The following is a 12,922-nucleotide window of genomic DNA, read 5'->3' as shown; positions in this document are numbered from 1 at the left end:
CGCGACCGCGAGCGACGAGCCCAGCCCGGGTGAGGCTCGACGGCCGCGGGTGACTCAGACGCCGGCGAAGCGACAGAGTCGTTCTGCCAGGGCGAGTGTCGCCGCCGCACTCTGCATGTCCGAGCGGTTCGACGCCCCTTCGACTGCCACCTGTCGGAAGTGCTCCAGCTCAGGCAGGAATCCAGAGATGGTCGGCGAGCTGTTCATCGGCATTCCGACGGTGTAATTGGGGCGCCATCTGTGCTCCGGCCGCTCCGGCGGGCGGTGGATGCAGGTGTCGATGTTCTCGACCACGACTGCGTGGCCGGCCCCGTACACCTCGACTCGCTCGTTCTGCTGACTCCAGCTGGCCGTCGTGCACAGATTGAACGTGCACACCGCGCCCGACGATGCCCTGGCGACCGCCGCCACCGCGAACCCACCGCCGGCCGTATCCACGACCCGGGCCTCCAGTTCGTCAAGCTCCCCCACGATGTAACGCGCCAGGTCCAGCGGATGGACGGGATTGTCGATCAGATAAGTGCGCAGATCATCACCGAACCCCCGCCCGACGGCGAAAGTGAAGGAGGCAAGCGACGGCACGCCGAACTCTGGAGACTGGACGATCTCACGTGCGCGCTGGTAGGCCGGCGCAAAGCGCTTCATGTACCCAACCACGACGGGGACCCCGGTCGTGGAGCTCAATCCGGCCAGCTCGCGAGCTTCGGCCGACGAACCGGCACCCGGTTTGTCGCAGAAGACCGGCTTCCCCGCAGTCAGGCACAGTCTGATGAGGGGCGCGTAGTCCCAGGGCTGGACGCAGACGACGACACCATCGACGTCCGCCTCCGCGAGCATCTGCTCAGCGTCGTCGTACGCGTGGGCCGCGCCCCAGCGATCGGCGACCGCGCGAGCGCGCTCGATATGGCGTGCGCACGTGGCCACCAGGTCCAAGCCAGCGGCCCGGGCGTGAGGCAGGAGGTTGGTGGTGGAATGCCCGCCGACACCGATCACTCCGATACGCATCGTCACCGTCCTTCCGGCATCGTGACGCTCGCGGGCCCGGTGGTCGTCACGTCCATCGGAGGAGCACCTTGCCCGCCTGTTGGCCGAGAAAGTCGGTGATCGCATCCTGGGCGTGTGCCGCATCTACGTCATGGGTGCACATGTGTGCCAGGGGCAGACCACGCTCGTGGAGCGCGCACATCGCCGGGTAGTCCTCGGTGGCGTAGTACCACGCACCGGTATAGGTGATCTCCCGGCGGATGAAAGTCTTCGACGGGTTGATCGGAACATCGCTGTGGCACTCCCCCGATTGCAGGACCACACCCCCGTTGTCGACGACGTCGAGCGCGTATGCGATGGACTCGGGGCGCCCGCTGCATTCGATGACGAGGCGGGGCCTGTGACCGATGTCGTCCCCAGGCGCGCCCACTGCCCTCGCCCCGAGCTTCAAGGCCAGGTCGCGCCGGAACTCGGCCGGCTCGATAGCGACGACCTCGGCGCCCTCGAAGGCACGCACGAGCACATGGCCGAGACCGACCGGGCCTAGACCGATGACCAAGACGCGCTCAGCCGGTTCGGATCGGACACGACCGAAACCTCGGCTCGGCACACCGAGCGCATCACCCGTGAACAGCGCACCGACTCCGGTGTCCATGCCGAAAGGCAGCTCCCGCAGCGCCGAGGCTGAGACCACTGCGAGCTCCGCATGCCAGCCGCCACTCTTCGCTGCAGAGCGCGGGCCGCGACGGCAATGCAGCTCCTGACCTGCCGTGCAGCGATCGCATTCCCCACAGCCCACAACGGCTGACAGCCCGACCCGGTCCCCGGCCCGGAACCGCGAGGCTCCTGGCTCGACCACGATTCCGGCGGCTTCGTGGCCGGTGTTGCCGTCCACGCCCTCGATCAGCGCGCCCCGCTCCGACCCGCAGACGGCTGATGCCTCGATCCGGACGAGGGCATCGCCTGGGCCCGGCACAGGGTCCCGGACTTCGACCAAGGACACTCGCCCCTGCCCGTGATTTCGTAGCGCTCTCACCGGACTCCTCTCACTGTCAGAACCACCTTTCGGGCATGTCGGGCCAGCACACGGGCCGCCGCTCCGGCGTTCACACCGACCTCACCCGAGGGTCTGGGACCGGTACCGCGGCAAGCAGGGCGCGGGTGTATGCGTGGCTTGGAGAGCCGGTTACCTCATCCGTCGGTCCCTGTTCGACGATCGATCCCTTGCTCAGGACCGCGACCCGGTGAGACATGTGCCGGATGACGTCGATGTCGTGTGAAACGAACAGATAGCTGAGCCCAAGTCGGCGCTGCAGGTCGAGGAGGAGATTGAGGATCTGCGCCTGCACCGAGAGATCCAGCGCACTGGTCGGCTCGTCGCAGATGATCAGCTTCGGTCCCAGGACGAGAGCGCGCGCGATCGCGATCCGCTGTCGTTGACCACCGGAGAACTCGCGGGGAAAGCGGTGGAAGGTATCGGTTGCCATGCCTACTTGTGCGAGGACATGCTCCACCTGTGCGGCTGCGTCGCGGCGAGACGCTCGCCGGACGATGCGGAGTGGCTCGGCCAGTGTGCTTCCGATGGTGCGCGAGGGATTGAGCGAACTGTACGGGTCCTGGAATATGACCTGGAGCTGCTGACCGAGCGCGCGACGCTGTCCGGAGGTCACGGAGGTGATGTCGGCGCCACGGAACAGCACCTGGCCGCGAGTAGGACGGACGAGTCCGAGGACCGCGTTCCCGATGGTGGACTTGCCCGAGCCCGATTCGCCCACCAGCCCGAGTGTTTCGCCGTCATCGACGTGCAGGCTCACGTCGTCGACGGCGAGCACTGGCCGGTCCCCGCGTCGGCGTCCTTCGAACTGGACCCTGAGGTCGCGTACTTCGAGAATCCGCTCGGTCATCGCGAGCTCCCGCGGATGTCCTCGTACCGAATGCATCGCACACCGTGGCCTGCTCCGGCGTCGAGCATCGGGATCGGTGCCTCCGTGCACTCGGGCATCGCGAAATCGCACCGCGGCGCGAAGTGACATCCGCCGGGCCAGCTCCCCGGCGTGGGCACGACTCCAGGTATCGCCGGAAGCGGCCGGCCCGGAAGTGACCGACGCGGCATGGAACCCAGCAGCCCGAGGGTGTAGGGGTGCGAGGGATGGTCGAACATCTCGCTGGCCGAGCACGACTCCACGATGTGACCCGCGTACATCACATGCGCTCGCTGACACATCTCGGCGACAACACCCCAGTCATGCGTGATCAGCATGATCGCCATGCCGCGGTCGCGCTGCAGTCTCCGGAGTAGTTGGAGAATCTCGGACTGGACCGTCACGTCCAGTGCCGTCGTAGGCTCGTCGGCGATGAGCAGGCTCGGTTCGCCGGCGAGCGCCATGGCGATGGCAACCCGCTGTGCCATCCCGCCCGAGAGCTCATGGGGGTAACGTCCGGCGACACCGATCGGGTCCGGCAGCCGGACGTCATTGAGCAGGTCGAGGCTCCGTGCGCGCACCGCCTTCCGGGACCCCCCCTGATGGCGCCGCACCAGTTCATCTACTTGCTGACCCGCGGTATAGACCGGGTCCAGGCCGGCGATGGGGTCCTGTGCGATCAGCGCGATCCCGGATCCACGCAGGCCTTGCATGGTTCGCGGGCCGGACGACGCCAGGTCGATGCCGTCGTAGACGATGCTGCCACTGGTGACCTTGCCGGCCGCGGGCAGCAAACCGAGGATCGCGCTGCCCAGAACGGACTTGCCACATCCGGACTCACCGACGAGGCCAACCGTCTCGCCTGCCCGGATGTCGAGGTCGACGCCCGCCACGACTTGGACCTGCCGTCCATCCAGCGAGAGCGAGATCGACACGTCGCGAACGGACAGGAGAGCGTCCGTAGCCTGCGCCCGGGCCGGGCGGCTCGCCGTCGAGGATCGCATCGAACCGCTCGGACCGGGACGGCTTCCTCTAGCCGGAGCACGACCGGTCCGCTCGGCGCCGGCGTCTCTGATCGCGTCGCCGAGCAGAGCCAGAGCCAGTGTCGCCAGGCCGAGCGTTACTCCAGGAGGCACCAGGAGCCACGGCTGCCGGCTCACGACAGCCGAGGCCTCGATGATCATCCCGCCCCACGTCGGCGTGGGCGGCTGTGGCCCGAAGCCGAGGTATGCAAGGCCGGCGTCGATGAGAAGGGCGCCGCCTGCGAACAACGAGGCATGCACGAGGATGGGCCCAGCCACGCGAGGCAGGATGTGCTTCACGACGATGTGCCGGTTCGGGATCCCGAACACGCGCGCCGCCGAGACGTACAGCTCTTCCCTGACTCCTAGGGTGACGCCTCGTACGACCCGCGCGAACCCCGGAGCCGCGAGGATGCCCAACGCGACCATCGCGATCGTCATGTCGCCGTCGAACACGCTGAGCACCACCAGCAGGACGACGAGAGCGGGGATGGCGATGATGACATCGATCAGCCAGGTGAACACGCGATTCGCCCACCCGCCGAAGAACCCCGCGATGAGTCCCCAGCTGACGCCGATCAGGAGGAAGGTCGCAACGGCGATTGCGGCGTGGGCCATGCTCAGCCGGCCGCCGAACATCAGCCGACTCAGCACGTCTCTGCCGAGCGAGTCGGTACCGAGCCAGTGGCCCGCGGTCGGCCCGGACAGGATCTGATTCAGGTCGACATCGGACGGATCGTAGGGCGCCAGATAGTCCGCGGTGATCGCCGCGAGAACGACGAGCAGCAGGTACCCGATCGACAACGCCGCGAGTGGCTGCCGGAACACGGCCCGCCAAAGGGTTCGCCCCCGCGGGTCAGTTCGACTCGGCCCGGAGACGCCCAGAGGGGAGGCGACGCCGTCCAGGTCGACGGCGCCTCCGCTGTGCGGGATCGTCGTCGTCATGTCACACGCACCTTCGGGTTGAGCCAGCCATAGACAAGATCGACCACAAGATTCGTGGCGACGACGATCAGCGTGAAGACGACGACGACGCCTTGCACGATGGGGAGGTCATGACCGAGGGTCGCCTGGACGGCGAGCCGGCCCATGCCGGGCAGGGCGAACACGCTCTCGATGAAGAGCGCCCCGCTGAAGAGGCCGACAAAGAGCATGCCGACCATCGTCACCACGGGTATCGCGGCGTTGCGCAACGCGTGGCGGAACACGATGGAAAGCTCCGAGGCGCCGTTGGCGCGCAGGAACCGCACGTACTCCTGGGACAGCGACTCCAACATCGAGTCACGGGTCTGTTTGGCGAACCCCGCCATCCCCGCGAGCATCAGTGTCCCCACGGGCAGGATCAGGCTGAGCGCCCAGTCTCGCGGTGACACATCGATGGGCACGTACCCCGTAGCCGGCAGCAGCCCGAGCGTCACCGAGAACAGGGCCATGAAGACGAGGGCGAGCCAGAAGTTGGGAAGTGCGAAGCCCAACAGGGACAGGACGTCGACCACGCGTCCGAGCCGTCCGCCGCGAACGGCGCTGAGAACACCGACCGAGACGCCGACCAGCGCGGTCGCCGCCGTTCCCAAAAGGACCAGGGACGCCGTCACGGGCAGTCGGCTGAGAATGGCGGAACTCACGTCGAGCCCGCTGACGGGCGACACACCGAGATCACCGGTGAGCGCCTGGCTGAGCCACTGCCAGTACTGCACCATCAGCGGCTGATCCAAGCCGAGCTCGTGACGCAACGCCTGATACTGCTGCTCGGGACAGCTCGCCGTCTGCCCCCCGCAGCCGAGGATCGTCCTGGCGACATCGCCGGGCGCCAGCGTCTGCAGGACGAAGGTCAACAGGGAGATGAACAACACCAGGGCCACGGAGATGATCAGTCGACGTGCCACAAGTCGCATCATGGTCGCGCCCTCCTTCGTCTCACCTCGGCCGCTACCGGCCTTGGGCTCCGCCCGCTATCCGCGGCGCCGAACGCTGCCGCCTCCCTGCTGTGGATCGCCGACATTACCCACCGTTCGACGACGTCGGCCGGAGTTCCGTCACTGTCGGCACGCTCTGGAAGTTCGCCCACGGGACCTCCACGACGTCGGCGTCGTACAGCACGGACTCGCCCTGGAGATAGACAGGGAGGAACCAGGCCAACTCGGCCACGCGGGCGATGATCTGCCCGCTGAGCTCGTCGAGGGTCTCCTCGTCAGCGACCAATGCCTGCTGCTGCAGCTGGACCAGGGTCTCGTCCAGACTGTCCGCCGGGTTGTTGAGCGCGTCAGGCAGCCAGAAGTAGGTGGCCATCTGGACCGGCGGGGACACGCCCCAGCCGAGGAATCCGGCTCCGTATTCCCTGTTCCCGGCATCGTCCGCCTGGTCCATCTGCTCGTCGGCGTTGATGTCGAGCACCACACCGACGTCGCCTAGATTGTCGGCGATGGCTTGCGTCAACTGTTCCCCGGTGAAGGTTCGGACCGGCAGCGTGAAGCCGTCTGCGTACCCTGCTTCGGCCAGCAGCTCCCTCGCCTTGTCCGGGTCGTATGGGTAGAACCCGTCGCCGTTCCATCCGCTCTGGTCGGGAGCCGCCAGCTGGTCGGTCGGACGACCAGAGTCACCGGCCAACGCCGACGCGATCGCCTCACGGTCGATGGCGTAGTTGAGCGCCTGGCGGACGCGTACGTCACCGAGCGCCGGCACCACTTCCCCGGTGCGATCCCAGATGTTGAGGCCGGCGACGATGGGAAAGCCAGGTCCCGCGACCGAGAGACCGGCCTCCCGGCCCGCGTCGACCGTGGCCGACGTCGCCATCCCCGCGTCCAGTTGCCCTGCCTGCAGTGAGGCGAGCGCAGCGCTCTCCTCCGGTAGGAATGAGACGACGACCTCATCCCAGTGGACATCGTCGGGGCTCCAGTAGTCGGGATTCGCCACGAACGTGTAGTGGTCTCCATGAACCGTCCGGTTCGCGTCCAGCTGATATCGCCCCACGCCGAAGGTCTCGGTGGCAACACCAGCCGGATCGGCCAGCGCGGCCGGGCTGATCATGGCGCCCGCGCCGCCTTGGGTGAACAGCGACGGCAGCAGTGGATTCGGCGTTGCGAGATGGACGCGGACCGTGAGGTCATCGACAACTTCGACCTCCGAGACTGCGGCGAGCTGCGCCGCGGACTGGCTGCCGACCGCCGGGTCGCGCCGGTACTCGATGTTGGCCTTGACGGCCTCGGCGTCCAGAGGCGTCCCGTCGACGAACGTGATGTCGGGTCGGAGTGACAGCTCGAAGGTCGTGTTGCCCTCACCCACGTATTCCCAGGAAGTAGCCAGCTGCGGTTGCAGACTGCCGTCCGGCGCCTGGTAGATCAGGACGTCGTAGGCCAGCGCCAGCATGTCGTTCCAATGTGGATCCTTGGCAGGATCGAGGGTGGCCGGTGGCGTCGGACGCGCCTGGTATCTCAGGATGTTCGGCGAGCTGCCAGCGCTCCCGGGGTCGGCGCCAGGCTCGGTCGCGTCCGTGGAGCAAGCGCTCAACGCCAGCAGAGCCATCAAGATCGACGACACCAGGGCGACATGACGCGTGGAGGCGTGTGTGTCTCGCGAGATGCGGTTCATTTCATCGTTCCCTTCTATCCACGCAAGACCTGGTCACAGGCCGGGGCATGGAGCAGACTGCGAGTTCGGTGATGCCCTGGTCGTGCCTCGAACGCCCGGCCGTCGGGAAGGCGGACCTCCGCGGTCGTCCCGGGAGGCACGGCGATGTCGAGGCTGAATCGCTCCCCGTCGAGCCGCCACGACGACCGAATCCGTCCGTACGGGCTGTCGTGGATCGCCTGCGCCGACGTGATGCCGCCGCCGGGCCTCGGCTCGATCAGGAATCTCCTGTATGCGGATGCCGAGTCCAGCATCCTGATCCCGGCGGTGTAGCGGTGGAGGAATGACACCACCGCGCCCTTGCTGTAGTGGTTGAGTGAGGCGTTCGGCGCCCCGGTTTCGTCGATGCCGTTCCACTGTTCCCAGATGGTGGTGGCACCGCGGTCGATCATGGCGAGCCACGAAGGCTCCGTGTCCTGAAACAGCAACTCGTAGGCGACGTCGATGTGGCCGTTGTCCGCCAGAACCGGGAGCAGGTATGGCGTGGCCAGGAATCCGGTGCCGAGGTGGTTGTCGGCCTTCCTGATCAGGTCGACGAGGCGTTCCGTCGCACCCTGCCGAAGCTCCGGGGGCAGCAGGCCGAGGGCCAGAGCGCGCACATAGCTGGCTTGGGTGTCCGGTTCGATGGTGCCGTCCCCGCGGATGAACTCGGTCTGCCAGGCGAGACGGACGGACTCCGCGAGGTCCGAGTACTGGCCCGCTTCGGTCTCGCGATCCAGCACTGCCGCAACCTGTGCGAGTAACCGCGCCGAGTGGTAGAGGTACGCGGTCGCGATGCTGCCGTGGTCCCTCGCCCTCAGGTCGGCGATGGTGGCACTACTCATGTCCGCGCCCGGCTCCAGCCATTCGCCCCAGTGGAAGCCGGTGTCCCAGAGGAACGGCTCATGCGGCGCCGACGCCGGCCTCGCGGCCTTCCTGGCGAGGTGTCGGCGCTCACGTGCAGTACGGGCGGCGTAGTCCACCCAGGACCTCATCGACGGCCACTGGTGTTCGAGCACGTCACGGTCGCCGTAGGCACGGTAGACCTCCCAGGGGACGATGACGGCGGCATCGCCCCACCCTGCCGATCCGGGTGGGAAATCGGCATAGAACGAGTCCGGCTCCGGGTTCGGTACGCAGTGCGACACGACACCGTCAGGTCGCTGGTCGGCGGCCAGATCCCTGAGCCACTTCACGGAGAAGCCGGCGACGTCGTACAGGAAAGCCGCCGTCGACACGAAGATCTGCCAATCGCCGGTCCAGCCCGCTCGTTCACGCGTCGGGCAGTCGGTGGGTATGTCGCAGGCATTGCCGCGGAAGCTCCAGACTGCCGCCTCATGCAGCTTGTTCACGCGGTCGTCGCTACATTCGAACCACCCTGTGCGGCGCAGGTCGGTGTGGACCACGATTCCCGTCACATCGTCGACGTCAACGTCCTCCGGATGACCTTCGACACGTGCGTAACGGAATCCGTGGGTGGTATGCCGCGGTTCGAACGTGGCCCCTGGCTGACCCGTGGTCGTCACCTTGTCGGTCTGGAACGACCCGGAGTGCTCGGGCTCGAGTCCTGTGATGTGATCGACGGTCACGTCGCCGCTACGATCCAGCGCCTCTCCGTAGGTCAACGTCAGAGTTGTCCCTTCGGGACCAAGCTTGGTGAGCCGGATCCAGCCATTGACGTTCTGCCCGAGGTCGATGACCTGGCGCGTGGCCGACAGGCGCGTGACAGATACCGCGCGCAGTTCCTGTACTCGGCGCACCGGAGGCGCCGGCGAACTGCGCAACCGCTTCGGGTCGAAGTCTCGCGTGGTCACTTGTTCGGCTCTTCCCCGGTCCGCCCGCAGGTCGACAACCTGCCCATGCCAGAGGTCGGCGGCCCGTACGACGCTGGCGGCGGCGATCCAGTCTGGCCCGGTCCCGAACCTGGCCAGGGAGCCGTCGGCCTGTTGGACATGGAGTTGAGCCAACAACCCGAGGGGAACATGCCGGTATCGCCGCGTCCACTTGACCCAGCCGCCGGACAAGACCGCGTCGAGCGTGTTCTGCCCGACGACGATCAGGTCCGTAACGTCGAAAGTCTGCACCTGCAGGGTCGACTCGTAGCTTGTGAAGCCCGGTGTCAACTCGGCGTCGCCGACGCGTTCGCCGTTGATGAAGAACTCGTAGATGCCGTGTGCCGTCACATACAGCCGTGCCCGCTCGCAGGAACGATCAACGTGCGCGCCACCGCTGACGACGTACGCAGGATGAGGCGGCGTCGAGCCAGCCGGCGGCTGAGGCGGCTCGATCCACCGCGCCGCCCAATCGTCCGCGGTGAGCAGGCCCATCTCCCACCAGGCCGGGTCGGCCCACGCGCTCTCGCCTGCGTCGGTCCACACCTTCACTGTCCAGTCGAGCCGCTCCCCGGAGCGCAATGGCCGCCCGGCGTAAGGGACGAGCAGGGACTGATCGGATGCCACGCGGCCGGAATCCCAGCCGCCTGCCCGCAGACGATAAGCCGTTTGCCGGTTGGCTCCGGACGGCAGGCGCCACGAGAGCCTGGGAGTCGCGATCGTCAGCCCCAGAGGGTGTTGGACGTGCTCGACACGCAAATGGGTCGGTACCATCATCAGCGGTAACTCCTTCTGAGCCGATCGCAGACGTCGTTGAGCCCCTCACCTGGGGCGACTTGCGCCGAGACCTGCGGCGGAACCACCGATCCAGGTGGCCTCGTCCCGGATCACCCGCGCACCGCTACGGACCGGACGCCTCGATGCCGCCGACTGGTCACCTTGACGTAACCTCGACGATCCCAGATCGTTTCACTAGACGACATTGTCAGTTCAGACGAATCTCTTCCCGGATAGCGAGGTAGCCGATGACGCGCCCGGCAGACTCGGTGGCGACCCGATTCGAGGACTTCGGGTTGACCGCGTTCACGTTCCGCCGTGAATGCGAATCCGGCCAGCCACATGACCTGCGCGGATCGCCACTGCACACGCACCTCGAGATCGAGTTGCATTTCGTCGAGTGCGGCGCGATCAGCCTCGACTGCGGTGGTCGGGAAGACCGGTTGCACCGTGGCGAGCTCCAGGCTTTCTGGGGCGGCATCCCTCATCGGGACGTTGACCCCGAACCGCCCCTGACCGTCTACCACGTTGCGCAATTGCCGATCGTCAATGTGCTGACCTGGGGGGGATCGGCCGAGATCCTCGACCGCCTACTCGCGGGCGAGGTCGTACGGTCTGCTCCAGAACTGCTCGATCGCACCGCGGACCAACTCGCCTTCACCCGCTGGACTTCTCACCTGACCACCGGCGACCATCGACTCAGGGCTGCAGTCGAGATGGAGATCCAGGCCCGCCTTCTCCGGCTCCTCGTCGACACCGCATCGATGACGCGCTCCGCTGCACCCCACACTGGGACGGCTACTGCGGATCTCGTAGCGCGGGCGATTCGATACGTGACTCGGCATTTCGTCGAAGAGATCACCGTCAAGGACGTCGCACACGCGGTCGACAAGCACCACGACCACCTCATGGTGAGCTTTCGTCGCATCTGCGGACTCACCTTGTGGGAGTACGTCACTCGGCTCAGGCTGAACGAGGCTCAGCGCCTCCTCGCCACCACCGATCTCCCCATCCTCGCGGTGTGCCACCGCTCCGGGTTCAGCTCGACGAGCCGCATGTACGAAGCCTTCCACCGCTATCACGGGCAGACGCCCGCGAACTACCGCCGCCAGCAGCACGTTGGCTCTGGCGTCACCGCGGCGTTGTGATCGGCGCAGCGCGCGCGGGATCATCCCGGACCGTGGTAGGCGGACGACTGCCGGGTTCTTCCTCGATCGGGACGATAGGTTGGATCACTCTCCACGGTCTCCCACCGCCAGTCCCGCACGTCAGCGGAATCGGTATCAAGTTTCACGTTCTGCCCGAGTAGCCCACCGCGCAGGTCACCGATCGCCAGGTCTCGTGGTGCCACGCCGGAACTCGCAGACAGGGACGCAGCAAGTCCGGCGGCTTGACCCATCGCCATACACGGCCCCTTGACGCGGTAGGAAGCGTGCGCCTCGAACGTGCCGGAGATGCATCTGCCCGCCATCACGAGTTGGTCGATGTCGCGCGGAATCAGGGCTCGATACGGAATCTCGTAGCTGCTCCGTTTCACGGGCCCACTGCCCACTCGGAAGCCGACCTGGCCAGTGCCCGCCGGCTCATGGATGTCAGCGGGGAAGGACACACTCGCGACCGCGGCCTCGAACGATCGGCCGCTTGCGACATCCTCGCCTGTCAAGACATACTCCCCCGTGATTCGGCGCGTCTCGCGGACGCCCACTGCGGGGCAGTCTCGATGAGATGGGCGTTGGCGAACTCCGCAACTCGCCGGCGGAGGAAGTCAACGACGGCGAGCGTCTGACGGCGTCCGTCGACTCGGCTCTCGTCAGATCACGCACGTCCGTGCCGTCCACGTCCCGGACGTGGACGAGCATGACCGCCACCTCGCCCGGATTCGGCAGGTGAATGGCCCACGGGTAGTCGTACGGCAGGCGATACTCATCGCCGGTCCGTTCGATCGCCTGTTCTATGAGATCACGTAGTCCCGCGTTGCGCCGCTGAACCCAGGTAACGCCGCCCAGTCGGAACATCGTGGTCATCGGCTGCATCAGCCCGTCGCCCCGGCCCTTCTCGAAATGAGCCCCTGCCCGCGCGGCGACGTCGCCATCACCCGTGCAATCGACGACCACCCTCGCGAGCACTGCGAATCGACCGGACTTGGTCTCGATCACCACGCCCTTGACAGCTCGGCCCGTGCGCAGCGTCCCGACGACGAACGTGTGATAGAGCAAGTCGCTGCCACTGTCCAGGACGAGGTCCTCACTCACGTGCTTCCAGAGCTCCGGGTCGAACGAGATCTTCCAGCCTTCAGCTCCCCACCCTTCTCGCGATTCAAGACGATCGATCAGGTCCGCGTTGACTCCCCCGTTCTGGTGGGAGTCCCAATGAGGAACGACCAGCCCCGCGGTCGCCATACCGCCGAGGAACCCGTGGCGTTCGAGGAGCAGCGTCTTCGAGCCGTTCCTCGCGGCAGCGATAGCGGCCGCTGTACCCGCCGGGCCGCCGCCGCAGACCAGGACGTCGACGTCCGCCAGGACCGGAAGCTCCCGTGCTTCCTCGCGGACCCATGCGCGATCCTCCGCAGGTGGAGCACTCGTCGCACGCACGACACCGGACCCGGCTGGTCCCTCGCGTCCTCCGTTGGAGCGGGTCCGTGCGAGGCCCGCCGCAGTGTGCCGTCGGTCCGGCCACTGTGCGGCCTCCGCCCAGACGCGAGGCGTCGATCGCTCGGCATCGAAGCTCACAACTGCATCCCCACCACTCGATGTCTTGGCGCAAACTGACCGTGCCACTC

At 66.8% G+C, this 12,922-nt stretch carries 10 protein-coding genes; 1 reads left to right on the top strand and 9 read right to left on the bottom strand.

What is annotated here, in order from left to right:
• Positions 1-54 precede the first annotated feature (54 nt).
• From C1I92_RS16895 to C1I92_RS16865, 7 genes are all read right to left on the bottom strand, one after another.
• Positions 55-1,005 (bottom strand): Gfo/Idh/MocA family protein, encoded by a 951-nt coding sequence (locus C1I92_RS16895; protein ID WP_158564174.1) that lies wholly within the window; start codon positions 1,003-1,005, stop codon positions 55-57.
• 46 nt (positions 1,006-1,051) lie between these two features.
• Positions 1,052-1,960 carry a zinc-dependent alcohol dehydrogenase gene (locus tag C1I92_RS16890; protein ID WP_233507043.1) on the bottom strand — a complete coding sequence of 303 codons (909 nt, stop codon included), beginning with the start codon at positions 1,958-1,960 and terminating at the stop codon, positions 1,052-1,054.
• A gap of 130 nt (positions 1,961-2,090) precedes the next feature.
• Positions 2,091-2,888 (bottom strand): ATP-binding cassette domain-containing protein, encoded by a 798-nt coding sequence (locus tag C1I92_RS16885; protein ID WP_111255821.1) that lies wholly within the window; start codon positions 2,886-2,888, stop codon positions 2,091-2,093.
• Positions 2,885-4,873, bottom strand: a complete 1,989-nt coding sequence (locus C1I92_RS16880; RefSeq protein WP_111255820.1) for a dipeptide/oligopeptide/nickel ABC transporter permease/ATP-binding protein — start codon at positions 4,871-4,873, stop codon at positions 2,885-2,887. Before C1I92_RS16880 ends, C1I92_RS16885 begins: the two co-directional genes overlap by 4 nt.
• Positions 4,870-5,823 (bottom strand): ABC transporter permease, encoded by a 954-nt coding sequence (locus tag C1I92_RS16875; protein ID WP_369124111.1) that lies wholly within the window; start codon positions 5,821-5,823, stop codon positions 4,870-4,872. The genes C1I92_RS16880 and C1I92_RS16875 overlap by 4 nt, the downstream gene beginning before the upstream one ends.
• Before the next feature lie 106 nt (positions 5,824-5,929).
• Complete coding sequence (locus tag C1I92_RS16870; RefSeq protein WP_111255818.1) at positions 5,930-7,516, bottom strand: ABC transporter substrate-binding protein; 1,587 nt, start codon at positions 7,514-7,516, stop codon at positions 5,930-5,932.
• A 14-nt stretch (positions 7,517-7,530) separates the two neighbouring features.
• The gene (locus tag C1I92_RS16865; protein ID WP_111255817.1) at positions 7,531-10,143 is read right to left on the bottom strand and encodes a family 78 glycoside hydrolase catalytic domain; all 2,613 of its coding nucleotides are present in this window, start codon (positions 10,141-10,143) and stop codon (positions 7,531-7,533) included.
• Between the two features lie 248 nt (positions 10,144-10,391).
• Between C1I92_RS16865 and C1I92_RS16860 the strand changes: the two genes are divergently transcribed.
• Positions 10,392-11,291, top strand: a complete 900-nt coding sequence (locus tag C1I92_RS16860; protein ID WP_111255816.1) for a helix-turn-helix domain-containing protein — start codon at positions 10,392-10,394, stop codon at positions 11,289-11,291.
• 20 nt (positions 11,292-11,311) lie between these two features.
• Here the strand turns inward: C1I92_RS16860 and C1I92_RS35625 are convergent, their stop codons facing one another.
• Together C1I92_RS35625 and C1I92_RS16850 are read right to left on the bottom strand one after the other, a co-directional pair.
• Complete coding sequence (locus tag C1I92_RS35625; protein WP_111255815.1) at positions 11,312-11,848, bottom strand: FAD-dependent oxidoreductase; 537 nt, start codon at positions 11,846-11,848, stop codon at positions 11,312-11,314.
• Positions 11,736-12,734, bottom strand: a complete 999-nt coding sequence (locus C1I92_RS16850; RefSeq protein WP_158564172.1) for an FAD-dependent oxidoreductase — start codon at positions 12,732-12,734, stop codon at positions 11,736-11,738. The genes C1I92_RS35625 and C1I92_RS16850 overlap by 113 nt, the downstream gene beginning before the upstream one ends.
• Between the last annotated feature and the right edge of the window lie 188 nt (positions 12,735-12,922).

The organism is Jiangella anatolica (assembly GCF_003236295.1).
In the GTDB taxonomy this organism is placed as follows: Bacteria; Actinomycetota; Actinomycetes; order Jiangellales; family Jiangellaceae; genus Jiangella; species Jiangella anatolica.
The sequence above is the reverse complement of the archived record's forward strand: the minus strand, read 5'-3'. Positions and strand labels throughout refer to the sequence as shown.